The organism is Streptomyces sp. NPDC028910, assembly GCF_055564955.1.
On the sequence record NZ_JBVHVF010000039.1, the window covers coordinates 1 to 16,790 of the forward strand.

Below are 16,790 nucleotides of genomic sequence, written 5' to 3' on the forward strand. Positions count from 1 at the left end.
CCCCCCCCCCCCCCCCCCCCCCCCCCCCCCCCCCCCCCCCCCCCCCCCCCCCCCCCCCCCCCCCCCCCCCCCCCCCCCCCCCCCCCCCCCCCACCGCCGTACAGGCGTGCATCCCGTCTGCCCTGCCCCCCGAAGCCCCCGCCCCGCACCTACACCCCTACCCGCGGCGTGATCGTTGTTTCGGCCGGGGCGTGGGTGTCGGCTTCGCGTTGGCGTTCCGCGCTGTCGCTGATGCGCAGGAGCAGCGCGATCATGATCCAGTTGGCCAGGAGGGACGAGCCGCCCTTGGCCAGGAAGGGCAGCGCCTTGCCCGTCAGGGGGATCAGGCCCGTGACGCCGCCCGCGACCACGAAGACCTGCAAGGCCAGCGCCGAGGCGAGGCCCACCGCCAGGAGTTTGCCGAAGGGGTCGCGGGCGCCGAGCGCCATGCGGAGCCCCCGCTGCACGAGGAGCGCGTAGAGGATCAGTACGGCCATGACACCGGCCAGGCCCAGTTCCTCGCCGACCGTGGTCAGGATGAAGTCGCTGCGGCCCGCGAACTTGATCAGCTCCGGGTGGCCCATCCCGAGGCCCGTGCCGGACATGCCGCCCGAGCCGAAGCTGAACAGCGCCTGCGCCGACTGCTCCGAGGTGACCCCCGCCGGAGGGTTCTCCCAGTAGACCGACAGCGGATTCAGCCAGGCCGCCACGCGCGCCTTGACGTGCGGTTCCGTCGAGCCCACCGCGAAGGCGCCCACCGCCGCCATGAGCAGGCCGCACACGATCCAGCTGGTGCGCTCGGTGGCGACGTAGAGCATCACCACGAAGACGCCGAAGAAGATCAGCGAGGTGCCCAGGTCGCGCTCGAAGACCAGCACCAGCATGGAGACGATCCACACCGTGACGATGGGACCGAGCTGGCGCATCGGGGGCAGCCGGACGCCCAGGAACCTCCGGCCGGTGAGCGCCAGCGAGTCCCGGTGGATGACCAGATACCCGGCGAAGAAGATCGCGATCATGATCTTCACGAACTCGCCCGGTTGCAGCGAGAAGCCGAAGAGGATGATCCAGCGCTTCGCGCCGTAGGTGTCCGCGCCGAAGAAGGCCGGCGCGATCAGCAGCACCAGCGCGCCGGCCATCGTGATGTAGATGAACCGCTGCAGCAGCCGGTGGTCGCGCAGCAGCGCCAGCACCAGGATGCAGGCGGCGACCCCGACCACCGTCCACATGAGCTGTCCGGGGGCGTTCGCGTCCGAGTTGTAGCGCTCGATGTAGCCCTGGTCGAGACGGTGCAGCAGCACCAGTCCGAGCCCGGTCAGCAGCATGGCGAGGGGGAGGACCAGCGGATCCGCGTAGGCCGCGAAGCGGCGCACGCCCAAGTGCGCCACCAGGGAGAGCAGGGTCATGCTGATCGTGAAGCCGGGGAGGTTGGGCGGCAGCTCGTCGTTCATGGCGAGGCCCGCGACGGCGTGGCCGAAGACGGCGATGGCGGTGACGAAGACCAGGAGCAGCGCCTCGGTACGGCGCCGGGCGCCCGCCGACGTCAGGGGTTTCAGGCCGCGCACGGGACGCCGCCACCGTCAGTGGGAGCGGGAACGGGGGCGGGAACGGGGGCGGGAACGGCCTTGGGCCCGATCTGCTCGGCAATGAGGCGCTTCTCGGCAATGAGGCGCTTTATCTTCATATCGTCTACGACGTCGAAGTGCTCCCCGTGGTTGCTTCCGAACCCTCCGCCGCCCTCGTCCAGCGCGGCCGCACCTGGCCGGGAGCGACACCCCCGGCGGCAAGAATTGGCACTCCGCTTGACCGAGTGCTAATCGCCGGAATAGTCTCGCACCTGGCACTCGCCCCTGGTGAGTGCCAACACAGCGACAGGCAGATCCGGCACCCGCGACGACGGATCGACCTGGTCGCCACCTCAGACAGTTAACCCCGGATCTCCGAAGGGGGAGGTCGGATCGTGACGACCGCCAGCTCCAAGGTTGCCATCAAGCCGCTTGAGGACCGCATTGTGGTCCAGCCGCTCGACGCCGAGCAGACCACGGCCTCCGGCCTGGTCATCCCGGACACCGCGAAGGAGAAGCCCCAGGAGGGCGTCGTCCTTGCGGTCGGTCCGGGTCGCTTCGAGGACGGCCAGCGTCTCCCGCTGGACGTCAACGTCGGCGACATCGTGCTGTACAGCAAGTACGGCGGCACCGAAGTGAAGTACAGCGGCGAGGAGTACCTCGTCCTCTCGGCTCGCGACGTGCTCGCGATCGTCGAGAAGTAATTCGCTTCCAGATTTGATTTGAGCTGCGCCCCTGGTCACCCTGCTGATGCCGGGCGGCGAGGGGCGTAGTTCGTTCTAGGCGGTGGAGGTCGCGGTGAGCGGCCGAGGATCGCAACGAGAGGACTGAACCGCTCCCATGCCGAAGATCCTGAAGTTCGACGAGGACGCCCGTCGCGCCCTCGAGCGCGGCGTCAACAAGCTTGCCGACACGGTGAAGGTGACGATCGGCCCCAAGGGCCGCAACGTCGTCATCGACAAGAAGTTCGGCGCCCCCACCATCACCAACGACGGTGTCACCATCGCTCGCGAGGTCGAGCTGGACGACCCGTACGAGAACCTGGGCGCTCAGCTCGTGAAGGAGGTGGCGACCAAGACCAACGACATCGCGGGTGACGGCACCACCACCGCCACCGTGCTGGCCCAGGCGCTGGTCCGCGAGGGTCTGCGCAACGTCGCCGCGGGTGCTTCCCCGGCCGCCCTGAAGAAGGGCATCGACGCCGCGGTCAAGGCCGTCTCCGAGGAGCTCCTCGCGACCGCCCGCCCGATCGAGGACAAGTCCGACATCGCCGCCGTGGCCGCGCTCTCCGCGCAGGACCAGCAGGTCGGCGAGCTCATCGCCGAGGCGATGGACAAGGTTGGCAAGGACGGTGTCATCACCGTCGAGGAGTCCAACGCCTTCGGCCTGGAGCTGGAGTTCACCGAGGGCATGGCCTTCGACAAGGGCTACCTCTCCCCGTACATGGTCTCCGACCAGGAGCGTATGGAGGCCGTCCTCGACGACCCGTACATCCTGATCAACCAGGGCAAGATCTCCTCCATCCAGGACCTCCTGCCGCTGCTCGAGAAGGTCATCCAGGCCGGCGCCTCGAAGCCGCTGCTGATCATCGCCGAGGACGTCGAGGGCGAGGCGCTCTCCACCCTCGTCGTCAACAAGATCCGCGGCACCTTCAACGCGGTCGCCGTCAAGGCCCCCGGCTTCGGTGACCGTCGCAAGGCGATGCTCCAGGACATGGCCACCCTCACCGGTGCCACCGTCATCGCGGAGGAGGTCGGCCTCAAGCTCGACCAGGCCGGTCTGGACGTACTGGGCACCGCCCGCCGCGTCACGATCTCCAAGGACGACACCACCATCGTCGACGGTGGCGGCAAGTCCGAGGACGTCGCGGGCCGCGTCAACCAGATCAAGGCCGAGATCGAGTCCACCGACTCGGACTGGGACCGCGAGAAGCTGCAGGAGCGCCTGGCGAAGCTCGCCGGCGGCGTCTGCGTCATCAAGGTCGGCGCCGCCACCGAGGTGGAGCTCAAGGAGAAGAAGCACCGCCTCGAGGACGCCATCTCGGCGACCCGCGCCGCGGTCGAGGAGGGCATCGTCTCCGGCGGTGGCTCCGCGCTCGTCCACGCCGTCAAGGTCCTCGAGGGCAACCTCGGCCTGTCGGGCGACGAGGCCACCGGTGTCGCGGTCGTGCGCCGCGCCGCCGTCGAGCCGCTGCGCTGGATCGCGGAGAACGCCGGTCTCGAGGGCTACGTCATCACCGCGAAGGTGGCCGAGCTCGACAAGGGCCAGGGCTTCAACGCCGCCACCGGCGAGTACGGCGACCTGGTCAAGGCCGGCGTCATCGACCCGGTGAAGGTCACCCGTTCCGCTCTGGAGAACGCCGCCTCCATCGCCTCCCTGCTGCTCACGACCGAGACCCTGGTCGTCGAGAAGCCGGCCGAGGAAGAGGCCGACGCGGGTCACGGCCACGGCCACGGTCACAGCCACTGATCGAGTCCCACGCTGAGAAGGCCCCGTTCCGCATCTGCGGAACGGGGCCTTCCCGTTGCTTGTGAGGGAGCGCGGAGTCAGGTGCGAGTCAGGTCGGCATGTTCTCCATCAGGCCCAGCTGCCGCATCACGCTCATGATGTCGTAGTGCCACCAGCCCTCGGCGATCTTGCCGTCCTTGCAGCGGAAGGTCGTCGAGCCGGTCGCGCTGACCTTCTTGCCGGTCGGCGCGAGGCCCATGAACTCGCCCGTGTGCGTCGCGTTCCAGGTCCACAGTGTGGTGACGAAGTCGCCTTCGGCGAGTTGCTGGTCCTTGGTGAAGGACATGTCGAAAGCGGACCGCCACATGTTGAGGTCCGCCATCAGGCCGTCGATCCCTTGGGCGTTGGGGTCGGCCTTGAAGATGTCGTGGTCGATGTAGTCGGAGGTGAAGATCTCCTCCGCGATGGAGCGGTCCCCCGTAACGGCCAGCTCGTCGAACATCCGGTCCGCGACCAGCTTGTTGAGGTTCTCGTCGCGGACCACGTCCAGGTTGGTGAAGGTCGGCATCCCCTCGCACAGGGCCACCATCTCCTGGAACATCCTGTCCGTTTCCGGGAGCTGAGAGTTCTTCATGGCCTCTTCGTACGAGGGGAATTCGACCACGTCCACGAAGTGGTTCTCGGCCTCGCGGTCCTTGCCGATGATGCTGTGGGTGACCGTGCGCTTGCCCTGGCTCTGCGAGACGTACCGGTCGAGCAGCTGGTTGAGGTCGTCCTGCCGACTGGTCTTGTAATCGATTATCTGTACGAATGTCATGGCGTCTCCCGGGCTTGGATGGGACACGTCCATTTTAGGAAGGTTTCCCCCATTCGGCCGGTTTACCGGCGAGTTACTGGGGCCCGTACTTGCGCCCCGTACGCGAGGACATCCCGCCCAGCAGCCCGCGCGGCGTCAGCTTCACCACGCCCATCAGCGCCTTGTACCGCGGGTCGGGGATCGACACCGTCTTCCCCCGCGCCAGGTCCGCCAGGGCGGCGGCCACCAGCTTGTCGGCGTCCAGCCACATCCAGCCGGGGATGTTGTCCGTGCCCATGCCGGCGCGCTGGTGGAACTCCGTCCGGACGAAGCCGGGGCACAGGGCCATCAGCCGCACCCCGGAGCCGGCCAGGTCCCGCGCCGCGCCCTGGGTGAACTGCACGACCCAGGCCTTGCTTGCCCCGTACGTACCGCGGGGCACGAAGGCGGCCACCGAGGCCACGTTGATCACGCCGCCGCGGCCGCGCGGGCGCATCGACTCCGTGGCCGCCGAGGTCAGCCGCAGGACCGCCTCGACGTGCACCTTCAGCATGGTCAGCTCGTCGGCCATGGAGACCTCGAGGTAGCGGCCCTTGTTGCCGAAGCCCGCGTTGTTGACCAGCAGGTCCACCGGGTGCGTACGGTCGCCGAGGCGCTGCTCGACCGCCGCGATGCCCTCCTCGGTGGCGAGGTCGGCGGCCAGGACCTCGGCCTCGATGCCGTGCCGGTCGTGGAGCTCGGTGGCCTGTTCGCCGAGGCGCTTGGTGTCGCGCGCCACCAGCACCAGATTGTGTCCCTGGGCGGCGAGCCGCCGGGCGAAGGCGGCGCCGATGCCCGCCGTGGATCCCGTGATCAACGCAGTCGTCATAGGCGCAACCTAGCTTCCCCGGATGACGGCGTTATCTCGCCCCGGTCCCGGCCGCGTACCTCTCCACGTACTGACGCACCCGCTCGTGGGCCTCCGGCTCCATCGCCCCGCCCGCCGCCAGGGTGCGCGGCAGCAGCTCGCGCTCGGTGGTGAAGGCGCGGAACCAGAGCTCCACCGTCACGTCGTGGTCCGGCCGGTGGACGACCTCGATGCTGTCGCCGGGGGAGACCGAGCCCTCCTGGATCACCCGCAGGTACGCGCCCGGCCGGGCCTCCTTGGTGAACCGCTTGACCCAGCCGGTCTCGCCCAGGGCCCCCTGGAAGGTCCGGCACGGGATCCGGGCCGAGGCCACTTCGAGGACGAGGTCCGACCCCACCCGCCAGCGGTCGCCGAGCCGCGCGGTGTTCAGGTCGATGCCGGAGGTGGTGAAGTTCTCGCCGAAGATCCCGCCGGGCAGCTCGCGGCCCAGCTCGCGCTCCCAGTGGTCCAGGTCCTCGCGGGCGTACGCGTAGACGGCCTGGTGGTCGCCGCCGTGGTGGCGCCGGTCGCAGACGGCGTCGCCCTCCAGGCCGCTGCCGAGGCCGGTGGCCTTGAGGCCGGGGGCGAAAACGCGGACCGGCCCGGGGACGGGGCGCTTGCCGATGCCCGTCACCCCGCCCGCCGCGTCGGTGTAGTCGACGGCCGTGGCGCGGCCGAGGTTCACGGAGATCAGACGCATGGGACCCATGGCCCTACGCTAGCCGAGCCGCCCCAAAGCGTCACCGGGGATATTCAGTCACCGGTCAAAGCAGGGCTTATGCTCGAAGGGTGATCGAAGCACGTCATCTCCGGGTTCTGCGCGCTGTCGCCGGGACCGGGTCCTTCTCCGCCGCCGCACGCGAGCTCGGCTGCACCCAGCCCGCCGTCTCCCAGCAGATGAAGGCGCTGGAGCAGTCGGCCGGCACGCCGCTGCTGATCCGCACCGGCCGCGAGATGCGGCTGACGCAGGCGGGCGAGGCCCTGGTCCGGCATGCCGCGGGGATCCTGGCGGGGCTGACCGCGGCCGAGGAGGAGGTCGCGGCCATCGCCGGTCTGCGCGCCGGCCGGGTCCGGCTCGTGTCCTTCCCCAGCGGCAGCTCCACCCTGGTGCCGACCGCGCTCGCGGCGATGCGCGCCGAGCATCCCGGGACCCGCGTCTCGCTGGTCGAGGCCGAGCCGCCGCGCTCGGTGGAGATGCTGCGCGAGGGCGACTGCGACCTGGCGCTGGCCTTCCGCTACGGCGGGGCGGCCGGCTCCGCCGCGGAGTGGGACGACCTCGTGGTGCGGCCGCTGCTGACCGACCGGCTCGTCGGGCTCGTCCCGGAGGGGCACCGGCTGGCCGGGGTCGCACGCGTGGGCATGGCGGAGCTGGCCGACGAACCCTGGATCGCGGGCTGCCCGCGCTGCCGCCGCCATCTGGTGGAGGTGTGCGAGGGCGCGGGCTTCACCCCGCGCATCGACTTCGCCACCGACGACTACCCGGCGGTCGTCGGCCTGGTCGGCGCGGGGCTGGGCGTCGCGGTGCTGCCGGAGCTCGCGGTGGAGTCCGTACGGGCCAAGGGCGTGAGCACGGTGGCCGTGGAACCGGCCGTCGAGCGGGAGGTCGTGGCGCTGACCCTGCCCGACCTGGCCCGGGTGCCGGCCGTGGCCGCGACCCTGGCCGAGCTGGAGCGGGCCGCCACGCGCTGACCGTACGCACGCGCGGGGGTGCGTACGGCCGTACGCGTGACATCGGGGCCGGGCGGCGACACGCCCGGGCGTGCTGGTGACATGCAGTGATTCGAGGAAACGTTCCTTCGGACGTTTCGTCGGGCTCTCAGTGCGGCGCGATCGGTCCGGTCGCATTCGTCGCGGGGATGAGGCGATGGCGTGCGCGGCCCATCAGTTCCTCGCGCTCGTCCTCGGTGAGGCCACCCCACACCCCGTAGGGCTCACGGACGGCGAGTGCGTGCGCGGCGCATTCCGAACGCACCGGGCATCGCATGCAGACCTCTTTAGCCGAGGCCTCGCGCGCGCTCCTGGCCGCGCCCCGCTCGCCTTCCGGGTGGAAGAAGAGGGAGCTGTCGACCCCGCGGCAGGCAGCGAGCAGCTGCCAGTCCCAGAGGTCGGCGTTCGGTCCGGGGAGGCGGGAGAAATCTGCCATTGGTAGTCCTCTTGGTGCCGGTACTGAGGCGGATAGGTCCATGTCTCCACACCTACTGTCGGAGTAGATGTAAATATGACTCATTGGGAATCTAGCCTCAGACATGGAGCAAACGGAAGGAAAGCCGCCAAATAGGGCATAGCTCCAGATGGAGGACAGGTGGCTCGTGGCTCCTGCGCCGTGATCGCTTCCTCACGTAGAGTGCCGAAGGTGTCCGTCCGACCCGTAACTCTTTCGAGTGACCATCGTTGAGAGTGCGAAGGCGGTTGAACCAATAAGTTCTCGGACAGGTGTCCGGGGGCATCGACCGCACAGGTGACGATACGTACCAGCCTGGAGGCTCAAGGTGACGCGCATCAGCAGCTGCGGAGGGCGGTCATGACATCCGTCCTCGTCTGCGACGACTCCCCGCTTGCCCGAGAGGCGCTCCGTCGCGCGGTTGCCACCGTGCCCGGCGTCGAGCGTGTGACGACGGCTGCCAACGGCGAGGAAGTCCTCCGCCGCTGGGGTGCCGACCGCTCCGACCTGATTCTGATGGATGTACGGATGCCCGGGCTCGGCGGTGTGGAGACGGTCCGTCGGCTGCTCTCGGCCGACCCCGGTGCCCGCATCATCATGCTCACGGTCGCCGAGGACCTGGACGGCGTGGCCCTCGCGGTCGCCGCCGGCGCCCGGGGTTACCTGCACAAGGACGCCTCGCGCGCCGAACTGCGGGCCACGGTCACCCAGGCCCTAGCCGACCCGACCTGGCGACTGGCCCCGCGCCGGCTCCGCTCGGCCGAGATGGGCGCCGCGCCCACGCTCACCGCGCGCGAGATCCAGGTGCTGGAGGGCATGAGCCACGGCCGGTCCAACGCGGAGATCGGGCGCGAGCTCTTCCTCTCCGAGGACACGGTCAAGACGCACGCCCGCAGGCTGTTCAAGAAGCTCGGCGCCTCGGACCGGGCGCACGCCGTGGCGCTCGGCTTCCGCTGGGGTCTGGTCCGCTGATCTCCGGGTCGTGGCCGGGCCCCGCCCGGTCCGCCGCAGACCGCTGATCGTCGAGAGCGGTCCCGTCCGCCACCGGCGGACGGGGCGGCGCGCCGCCCTCGTCGCCTTGTCGTCGCCGGGGTCAGCCCTGTCCCGCCGTACCCGGTGCGCACCCGGGGGTTGGCGGGGCACAATCCGGGGGACGTCTCGCTTCGTGCGCGATGCCGCATCCTTGAGGGTGTGGAGTCTCTCGGAGACGATTCGGCCGAGCGGGAGGGGAGGGCGCAGATGATGGGTTCCGGCGCACCCGCTCATAACGCTTCGATGCACAACAAGGGCCACGGTGCCGCGGATGCTCCGGCGCCAAGGCACCATGGATTGATGCGCGACGACGAGGCCCTGGGGTCACCCGCGGCCACAGGCCCCACCGGCGCCGCCAAAGGCGGTAGTGCCGGGGGCGTCAGCGCGCTCGTACGGCGTGCGGTGGAGGGCGACGAGCAGGCCACGCACGATCTGCTCGCCTTCGTGCACCCCCTCGCGATCCGTTATTGCCGCACCCGGCTCTCGCGGCTTCCGGGTGACGCTCGTCACTTCGTGGAGGACCTGGCGCAGGAGGTCTGCGTCGCCGTCCTGATGGCGCTGCCGCGCTACCGGGACACCGGGCGGCCCTTCGAGGCCTTCGTCTTCGCCATCGCCGCGCACAAGGTCGCCGACCTGCAACGGGCCGCCATGCGGCACCCAGGCAGCACGGCCGTGCCGTCCGACGAGATGCCGGAACGGCCCGACGACTCGCTGGGTCCGGAGGAGCGGGCGCTGCTCAGCAGCGACGCGGCCTGGGCCAAGAAGCTGCTGGCCAACCTTCCGGAGAACCAGCGCGAGCTCCTCGTCCTGCGCGTGGCCGTCGGGCTGACCGCGGAGGAGACCGGGCAGATGCTCGGCATGTCCCCCGGGGCCGTGCGCGTGGCCCAGCACCGGGCGCTCAGCCGACTGCGGGCGCTCGCCGAGCAGTAGGCCGCCGGGGCCGCCGGGGCCGCCGGGGTGGGCTGCGGTCGGGGGTCCTCGCCGGTCCGGCCGTCGCCACCGGTCGTAGGAAACGACGAAACTTCTGCTTGACCTTGGTCGTGGAATGAGACGCGTCGGGATCCCGTTAGCATGGACATCCGCGCTGAGCAAGACCATTTGGGAAGGTGTCATGACTGACAGCGGTTCGACTGGAGTGCCCGACAAATTCGCCACGCTCGGACTGACCTACGACGACGTGCTGCTGCTGCCGGGCGCGTCGGACATGTCGCCGGACGCGATCGACACCTCTTCCCTCATCTCGCGCAACGTTCGTGTGAACGTCCCGCTGCTGTCCGCGGCCATGGACAAGGTCACCGAGGCCCGCATGGCCATCGCGATGGCCCGTCAGGGCGGCGTCGGCGTGCTGCACCGCAACCTCTCCATCGCCGACCAGGCCAACCAGGTCGACCTGGTCAAGCGCTCCGAGTCCGGCATGGTCACCGACCCGATCACGGTGCACCCGGACGCGACGCTGCGCGAGGCCGACGAGCTCTGCGCCAAGTTCCGCATCTCGGGCGTCCCGGTCACCGACGCCGCCGGCAAGCTCCTCGGCATCGTCACCAACCGCGACATGGCCTTCGAGTCGGACCGCAGCCGCCAGGTGCGCGAGGTCATGACCCCGATGCCGCTGGTCACGGGCAAGGTCGGCATCTCGGGCGTGGACGCCATGGAGCTGCTGCGCCGCCACAAGATCGAGAAGCTGCCGCTGGTCGACGACGCGGGCATCCTCAAGGGCCTCATCACGGTCAAGGACTTCGTCAAGGCCGAGAAGTACCCGAACGCCGCCAAGGACACGGACGGCCGGCTGCTCGTCGGCGCGGCCGTCGGCGTCGCCGGTGACGCGTACGAGCGCGCCCAGGCGCTGATCGAGGCGGGCGCCGACTTCATCGTCGTCGACACCGCCCACGGTCACTCCCGCCTGGTCGGCGACATGGTCGCCAAGATCAAGTCGAACTCCGGCGTGGACGTCATCGGCGGCAACGTCGCCACCCGCGACGGCGCCCAGGCGCTGATCGACGCCGGTTGCGACGGCATCAAGGTCGGCGTCGGCCCCGGCTCCATCTGCACCACCCGCGTCGTCGCCGGCATCGGCGTCCCGCAGGTCACCGCGATCTACGAGGCCTCGCTCGCCGCCAAGGCGGCCGGCGTCCCGGTCATCGGCGACGGCGGCCTCCAGTACTCCGGCGACATCGCGAAGGCCCTGGTCGCGGGCGCCGACACGGTGATGCTCGGCTCGCTGCTCGCGGGCTGCGAGGAGTCCCCGGGCGAGCTGCTCTTCATCAACGGCAAGCAGTTCAAGTCGTACCGCGGCATGGGCTCGCTCGGCGCGATGCAGTCCCGCGGCGAGCAGCGCTCCTTCTCCAAGGACCGCTACTTCCAGGAGGGCGTGGGCGGCGACGACAAGCTCATCCCCGAGGGCATCGAGGGCCAGGTGCCGTATCGCGGGCCGCTCTCCGCGGTGGTCCACCAGCTGGTCGGTGGTCTGCGGCAGTCGATGTTCTACGTCGGTGGCCGGACCGTGCCCGAGCTGCAGGAGCGGGGCCGCTTCGTGCGGATCACCTCGGCCGGGCTCAAGGAGAGCCACCCGCACGACATCCAGATGACGGTCGAGGCGCCGAACTACTCCCGTAAGGGGTAGCAGGTGAGCTGAGGTGGGGGCGGGCCCGGGTGATCGGGCCCGCCCTTCGCCGTTGCCGGGGGCTCCGCCCCCGGACCCCCGCGCCTCAAACGCCGGCGGGGCTGGATCGGCCTGCGGGGCTGGATCGGCCGGATTGGTCGGCGGGGCTGAGCTCGCCGTCCCGTACAGCGGTCAGCGGGACGCATGCACCCGGCGTTCGGGGATACTGGACGGGCAGACCCAGAGGAAAGGCCACCACACGTGACTGAGATCGAGATCGGGCGCGGCAAGCGCGGCCGCAGGGCGTACGCGTTCGACGACATCGCCATCGTCCCGAGCCGGCGTACCCGGGACCCGAAGGAGGTCTCGATCGCCTGGCAGATCGACGCGTACCGCTTCGAGCTCCCCTTCCTGGCCGCCCCCATGGACTCGGTCGTCTCCCCGCAGACCGCGATCCGCATCGGCGAGCTCGGCGGCCTCGGCGTGCTGAACCTCGAAGGCCTGTGGACCCGGTACGAGGACCCGCAGCCGCTGCTCGACGAGATCACGGAGCTGGACGAGGACGCGGCCACCCGCCGCCTCCAGGAGATCTACTCCGCGCCGATCCAGGCGGACCTGATCCGCCGGCGCATCAAGGAGGTGCGCGACTCGGGCGTCGTCACCGCCGCCGCGCTCTCCCCGCAGCGCACCGCCGAGTTCTCCAAGGCCGTGGTGGACGCGGGCGTGGACATCTTCGTGATCCGCGGCACCACCGTGTCGGCCGAGCACGTCTCGGGCGCCGCCGAGCCGCTGAACCTCAAGCAGTTCATCTACGAGCTCGACGTCCCGGTCATCGTGGGCGGCTGCGCCACCTACACGGCGGCCCTGCACCTGATGCGCACCGGCGCCGCGGGCGTCCTGGTGGGCTTCGGCGGCGGCGCCGCGCACACCACGCGCAACGTGCTCGGCATCCAGGTCCCGATGGCGACCGCCGTCGCGGACGTGGCCGCGGCCCGCCGCGACTACATGGACGAGTCCGGCGGCCGCTACGTGCACGTCATCGCGGACGGCGGCGTGGGCTGGTCGGGCGACATCCCGAAGGCCGTCGCCTGCGGCGCGGACGCCGTGATGATGGGCTCCCCGCTGGCGCGCGCCACCGATGCGCCGGGCCGCGGGTACCACTGGGGCATGGAGGCGGTCCACGAGGACGTGCCGCGCGGCAAGAAGGTCGACCTCGGCGTGGTCGGCACCACCGAGGAGATCCTCACCGGCCCGTCGCACACCCCGGACGGCTCGATGAACATCTTCGGCGCGCTACGCCGCTCGATGGCCACCACCGGCTACAGCGAGCTCAAGGAGTTCCAGCGGGTCGAGGTCACGGTCGCGGACTCGCAGCACAGCCGCTGACGACCGCTGTCCCGTACGTACGCGGGAGGGCCGGCACCCGAGGGGGTGCCGGCCCTCCCGCGTATCGGCGGCCTCGCCGGGAGCCGGGGCCGTCAGTTGCCGGTCTTGCGGGCCGTCTGGAAGGACGCGTAGCCGCCGATGGCGAGGAAGAGGAAGGTCATCGGGCCCGAGACCTCCTTCCAGGCTTCGACCAGTCCGGAGACGCCGACGCCGAGCACGTCGACCGTGGTCGTACCGAGGGCCTCCGCCGTGATCCAGGCGATGCCGAAGAGCTGGCCCGCGAAGATGGCGGCCAGGGAGAGCACGGCGCTGACGACCGGCAGGACCGGGTTCGGACCGCCCAGCTTGCCGGCGGCGAAGCCGACCAGGGCGCCGACCGCGACGGCGGCGTACCCGATCTGGTATCCGCTGGCGCCGATGATCGCGCCGTAGACGCCGGCGGTGACCAGGGCCGCGACGGCGGCGGCGACGAGGCCGAGGCCGAGGTTGCCGGCGCGGGCCGGGGCCGGGGCGGCGGGTGCCTCGGTGAAGGAGTCGGGCGCGGGCGGCTGGAAGTTCTGGCTCATCGGGAAATCCCCCCAGGGATTCGGGCGCACGTGTGCCCGTGGGTCATAAGTGCGAGATAAGTGACGCCGCAGGCTAGCAGCCGTGCCGGACATCCACAGGGGGGATTTCCCGGTCCTCAGAGACGGTGGGCCGCGCCCACCGGGCTGGCGCCTCGGGTGTCCAGGAGCAGCTGGGCCTTCACCGCGAGCCCTTGCAGGTCGTAGGTGCGGTGGTGCTGGAGCAGGATCGTCAGATCGGCGTTCGCGGCGGCCTCGTACAACGATTCGGCGCGGGGGACCGGCTGGTCCCTGACGCGCCAGCCCGTGATGTACGGGTCGTGGTAGCTGATCAGGGCCCCCAGGTCGAGGAGGCGGCTGGCGATCTCGCGGGCCGGGGAGCCCTCCTGGTCGGCGAGGTCGGGCTTGTAGGTGACGCCCAGGAGGAGGACGCGGGCGCCGCGGGCGGATTTGCCGTGCTCGTTCAGCAGGGTGGCGGAGCGCTGGATGACGTACTGGGGCATCCGGTTGTTGATCTCCTGCGCCAGGCCGACCATGCGCAGGGGGTGGCCGGGGGTGCGGGTGGTGTGGGGGAGGTAGTTCGGGTCGAGGGGGACGCCGTGGCCGCCGACGCCGGGGCCGGGGCGGAAGGCCTGGAAGCCGTACGGCTTGGTCTCGGCGCAGCGGATCACGTCCCACAGGTCGACGCCGAGGTCGTGGCAGAGCACCGCCATCTCGTTCATGAGGGCGATGTTGACGTGGCGGTAGTTCGTTTCGAGGAGCTGTACGGTCTCGGCCTCGCGCAGGCCGCGGGCGCGGACGACCTTCTCGGTGAGGCGGGCGTAGAAGGCGTGCGCGGACTCCGTGCAGGCGGGGGTGAGGCCGCCGATCACCTTGGGGGTGTTGGAGATGCCGTGCGTCCGGTTGCCCGGGTCGAGGCGGCTGGGGGAGTAGGCCAGGTGGAAGTCCCGGCCGGCCCGCAGCCCGGAGCCCGCTTCGAGGATCGGGCGGAGGTAGTCCTCGGTGACGCCCGGGTGGGCGGCGGATTCGAGGATCACGGTGGTGTGGGGGCGCAGCCGGGCGGCGAGCGCGCGGCCGGCCTCGCCGACGGCGGAGAGGTCCAGGGCACGATCGGCGCCGAGCTGGGTGGGGGCGCAGATGACGGCCGTGCGGACCCGGCCGAGCTCGGCGGGGTTGGTGGTGACCCGGAAGCCGGCCGCCGACATGCGGCGGATCTCGGCGGCGGTGAGGGTGGAGTCCGTGACCGGACCGCTGTCGTAGCCGACCGTCTCGATCCCGGCGGCGACGGCCGCCTGGGCGAGAGGGAGGCCGAGATGGCCGAGTCCGATGACGGCGAGATCTGCGGGCATGGGGGTGCCGTCCCTTCCCTGACATGAGGGGGCTGCCGCGCAAGTCCTCCGGGGGCACAGGGGAGCTGGCGCAATGTCAGACTAGGCGTATATATGACAGATATGTCGGATTCTGGGGTGAACGCCACCGTTGTGTTGTCCACAGGCGGTGGCTGATGTGGGTGCGGGCGGTCAGAATCATGAAGCGGGGCATGTGAGCGGGATCTCATCCGCACCAACGGGAGGCAGCCGTGAGGACAGCGACACTGGGGCCGGCGCAGCGGGCCGAAGCCCTCACCCGGATGGCCGAGGGGGAGCTGGACGTGCTGGTGGTGGGTGCGGGCGTGGTGGGCGCCGGCACCGCGCTCGACGCCGTGACCAGGGGCTTGTCGACGGGCCTGGTGGAGGCGCGGGACTGGGCCTCGGGCACCTCCAGCCGGTCGAGCAAGCTGATCCACGGCGGCCTGCGCTATCTGGAGATGCTCGACTTCGCCCTCGTACGGGAGGCGCTGAAGGAGCGCGGCCTGCTGCTGGAACGGCTCGCCCCGCACCTGGTGAAGCCGGTGCCGTTCCTGTACCCCTTGCAGCACAAGGGCTGGGAGCGGCTGTACGCCGGCTCGGGCGTCGCGCTGTACGACGCGATGTCGGTCTCCAGCGGGCACGGGAGGGGCCTGCCGGTGCACCGGCACCTGTCGCGCAAGCGCGCGCTGCGCGTGGCACCCGCGCTGCGCAAGGACGCGCTGGTGGGGGCCCTGCAGTACTACGACGCCCAGATGGACGACGCGCGGTACGTCGCCACACTGGTGCGGACGGCCTCGGCGTACGGGGCGCACTGCGCCAACCGGGCGAGGGTGACCGGCTTCCTGCGCGAGGGCGAACGGGTGGTCGGCGCGCGCGTGCGGGACGTGGAGGGCGGCGGCGAATACGAGATCCGCGCGAAGCAGGTCGTGAACGCCACGGGGGTGTGGACGGACGACACCCAGGCGCTGATCGGGGAGCGCGGGCAGTTCCACGTACGGGCCTCGAAGGGCATCCACCTGGTCGTGCCGAAGGACCGGATCCATTCGAGCACCGGGCTGATCCTGCGGACCGAGAAGTCCGTGCTGTTCGTCATCCCGTGGGGGCGGCACTGGATCGTGGGGACCACGGACACCGACTGGGACCTGGACAAGGCGCACCCGGCGGCGTCGAGCGCGGACATCGACTACCTGCTGGAGCACGTGAACTCGGTGCTGGCGGTGCCGCTGACGCGCGATGACGTCCAGGGCGTGTACGCGGGCCTGCGGCCGTTGCTGGCCGGGGAGTCGGACGCGACGAGCAAGCTGTCGCGCGAGCACACGGTGGCGCACCCGGTGCCGGGGCTGGTGGTGGTCGCGGGCGGCAAGTACACGACGTACCGGGTCATGGCGAAGGACGCGGTCGACGAGGCGGTGCACGGGCTGGACCAGCGGGTGGCGCAGTGCGTGACGGAGGACGTGCCGCTGGTGGGGGCCGAGGGGTACCGGGCGCTGTGGAACGGGCGGGCGCGGATGGCGTCCCGGACGGGGCTCCATGTGGTGCGGGTGGAGCACCTGCTGAACCGGTACGGGTCGCTGACGGAGGAACTGCTGGACCTGATCGCCGCCGATCCGCGGCTGCGGGAGCCGGTGTCCGGGGCGGACGACTATCTGCGGGCGGAGATCCTGTACGCGGCCTCGCACGAGGGGGCGCGGCACCTGGACGACGTGCTGACGCGGCGGACGCGGATCTCGATCGAGACCTTCGACCGCGGAACGCGGTCGGCGCGGGAGTGCGCGGAGTTGATGGCACCGGTGCTGGGGTGGGACGAGCAGCAGATCGCGAAGGAAGTGGAGCACTACGAGAAGCGGGTCCAGGCGGAGCGGGAATCGCAGCGTCAGCCGGACGATCAGACGGCGGATGCGGCGCGGCTGGGGGCGCCCGACATCGTTCCGTTGTAACTCCGGGATGCGGAAAGGGGAACCGTGGACCCGGGGGGTCCGTCCGTTGCGGAGTGAGGAACAATGAGGGTTCTGCCGGGGCGGGTTAT

At 70.7% G+C, this 16,790-nt stretch carries 15 protein-coding genes; 8 read left to right on the forward strand and 7 right to left on the reverse strand.

Annotation, left to right across the window (positions count from 1 at the left end; translation table 11 throughout):
• Nucleotides 1–149 precede the first annotated feature (149 nt).
• Nucleotides 150–1,544: an FtsW/RodA/SpoVE family cell cycle protein gene (locus tag ACZ4TV_RS31720; RefSeq protein WP_468138638.1), complete on the reverse strand. Its 1,395-nt coding sequence runs from the start codon at nt 1,542–1,544 to the stop codon at nt 150–152.
• A 395-nt stretch (nt 1,545–1,939) separates the two neighbouring features.
• On the opposite strand from ACZ4TV_RS31720, the gene groES reads away from it, so the two are divergent.
• Together groES and groL are read left to right on the forward strand one after the other, a co-directional pair.
• A complete protein-coding gene (gene groES, locus ACZ4TV_RS31725) occupies nt 1,940–2,248 on the forward strand; it encodes a co-chaperone GroES (protein ID WP_007265952.1) in 309 nt (102 codons plus the stop codon).
• A gap of 136 nt (nt 2,249–2,384) precedes the next feature.
• Nucleotides 2,385–4,013 carry a chaperonin GroEL gene (gene groL, locus ACZ4TV_RS31730; RefSeq protein WP_468138640.1) on the forward strand — a complete coding sequence of 543 codons (1,629 nt, stop codon included), beginning with the start codon at nt 2,385–2,387 and terminating at the stop codon, nt 4,011–4,013.
• An 88-nt stretch (nt 4,014–4,101) separates the two neighbouring features.
• Here the strand turns inward: groL and ACZ4TV_RS31735 are convergent, their stop codons facing one another.
• The 3 genes from ACZ4TV_RS31735 to ACZ4TV_RS31745 form a co-directional block, all read right to left on the reverse strand.
• The gene (locus ACZ4TV_RS31735; RefSeq protein WP_468138641.1) at nt 4,102–4,809 is read right to left on the reverse strand and encodes an ester cyclase; all 708 of its coding nucleotides are present in this window, start codon (nt 4,807–4,809) and stop codon (nt 4,102–4,104) included.
• A 73-nt stretch (nt 4,810–4,882) separates the two neighbouring features.
• Nucleotides 4,883–5,656: an SDR family NAD(P)-dependent oxidoreductase gene (locus ACZ4TV_RS31740; RefSeq protein ID WP_468138642.1), complete on the reverse strand. Its 774-nt coding sequence runs from the start codon at nt 5,654–5,656 to the stop codon at nt 4,883–4,885.
• A gap of 31 nt (nt 5,657–5,687) precedes the next feature.
• Nucleotides 5,688–6,374: an MOSC domain-containing protein gene (locus ACZ4TV_RS31745; RefSeq protein ID WP_468138678.1), complete on the reverse strand. Its 687-nt coding sequence runs from the start codon at nt 6,372–6,374 to the stop codon at nt 5,688–5,690.
• 89 nt (nt 6,375–6,463) lie between these two features.
• Between ACZ4TV_RS31745 and ACZ4TV_RS31750 the strand changes: the two genes are divergently transcribed.
• Nucleotides 6,464–7,363, forward strand: coding sequence for a LysR family transcriptional regulator (locus ACZ4TV_RS31750; RefSeq protein ID WP_468138643.1), 900 nt, complete (start codon nt 6,464–6,466; stop codon nt 7,361–7,363).
• A 127-nt stretch (nt 7,364–7,490) separates the two neighbouring features.
• Here ACZ4TV_RS31750 and ACZ4TV_RS31755 read toward each other — a convergent pair whose 3' ends face one another.
• Complete coding sequence (locus ACZ4TV_RS31755) at nt 7,491–7,817, reverse strand: WhiB family transcriptional regulator (protein WP_468138644.1); 327 nt, start codon at nt 7,815–7,817, stop codon at nt 7,491–7,493.
• A gap of 378 nt (nt 7,818–8,195) precedes the next feature.
• Here ACZ4TV_RS31755 and ACZ4TV_RS31760 point away from each other — a divergent pair, with 378 nt between their 5' ends.
• The 4 genes from ACZ4TV_RS31760 to ACZ4TV_RS31775 all read left to right on the forward strand — a co-directional run bounded on the left by ACZ4TV_RS31760 (nt 8,196) and on the right by ACZ4TV_RS31775 (nt 12,852).
• Nucleotides 8,196–8,807, forward strand: a complete 612-nt coding sequence (locus ACZ4TV_RS31760; RefSeq protein WP_003948568.1) for a response regulator transcription factor — start codon at nt 8,196–8,198, stop codon at nt 8,805–8,807.
• Nucleotides 8,808–9,167: 360 nt separating this feature from the next.
• Nucleotides 9,168–9,797, forward strand: a complete 630-nt coding sequence (locus ACZ4TV_RS31765) for a sigma-70 family RNA polymerase sigma factor (protein ID WP_030389108.1) — start codon at nt 9,168–9,170, stop codon at nt 9,795–9,797.
• A gap of 181 nt (nt 9,798–9,978) precedes the next feature.
• The gene (gene guaB, locus ACZ4TV_RS31770) at nt 9,979–11,487 is read left to right on the forward strand and encodes an IMP dehydrogenase (RefSeq protein ID WP_468138645.1); all 1,509 of its coding nucleotides are present in this window, start codon (nt 9,979–9,981) and stop codon (nt 11,485–11,487) included.
• 240 nt (nt 11,488–11,727) lie between these two features.
• Nucleotides 11,728–12,852, forward strand: a complete 1,125-nt coding sequence (locus tag ACZ4TV_RS31775) for a GuaB3 family IMP dehydrogenase-related protein (RefSeq protein WP_468138646.1) — start codon at nt 11,728–11,730, stop codon at nt 12,850–12,852.
• 92 nt (nt 12,853–12,944) lie between these two features.
• On the opposite strand, the gene ACZ4TV_RS31780 is transcribed toward ACZ4TV_RS31775, so the two are convergent.
• Both ACZ4TV_RS31780 and ACZ4TV_RS31785 read right to left on the reverse strand, forming a co-directional pair.
• On the reverse strand, nt 12,945–13,418 hold the full coding sequence (locus ACZ4TV_RS31780) for a hypothetical protein (RefSeq protein WP_468138647.1): 474 nt from the start codon (nt 13,416–13,418) through the stop codon (nt 12,945–12,947).
• 116 nt (nt 13,419–13,534) lie between these two features.
• Complete coding sequence (locus ACZ4TV_RS31785) at nt 13,535–14,764, reverse strand: nucleotide sugar dehydrogenase (RefSeq protein ID WP_468138648.1); 1,230 nt, start codon at nt 14,762–14,764, stop codon at nt 13,535–13,537.
• A gap of 230 nt (nt 14,765–14,994) precedes the next feature.
• On the opposite strand from ACZ4TV_RS31785, the gene ACZ4TV_RS31790 reads away from it, so the two are divergent.
• Entirely contained in the window at nt 14,995–16,701 is a 1,707-nt protein-coding gene (locus tag ACZ4TV_RS31790; protein WP_468138649.1) for a glycerol-3-phosphate dehydrogenase/oxidase, read from the forward strand.
• The last annotated feature ends 89 nt before the right edge of the window (nt 16,702–16,790 follow it).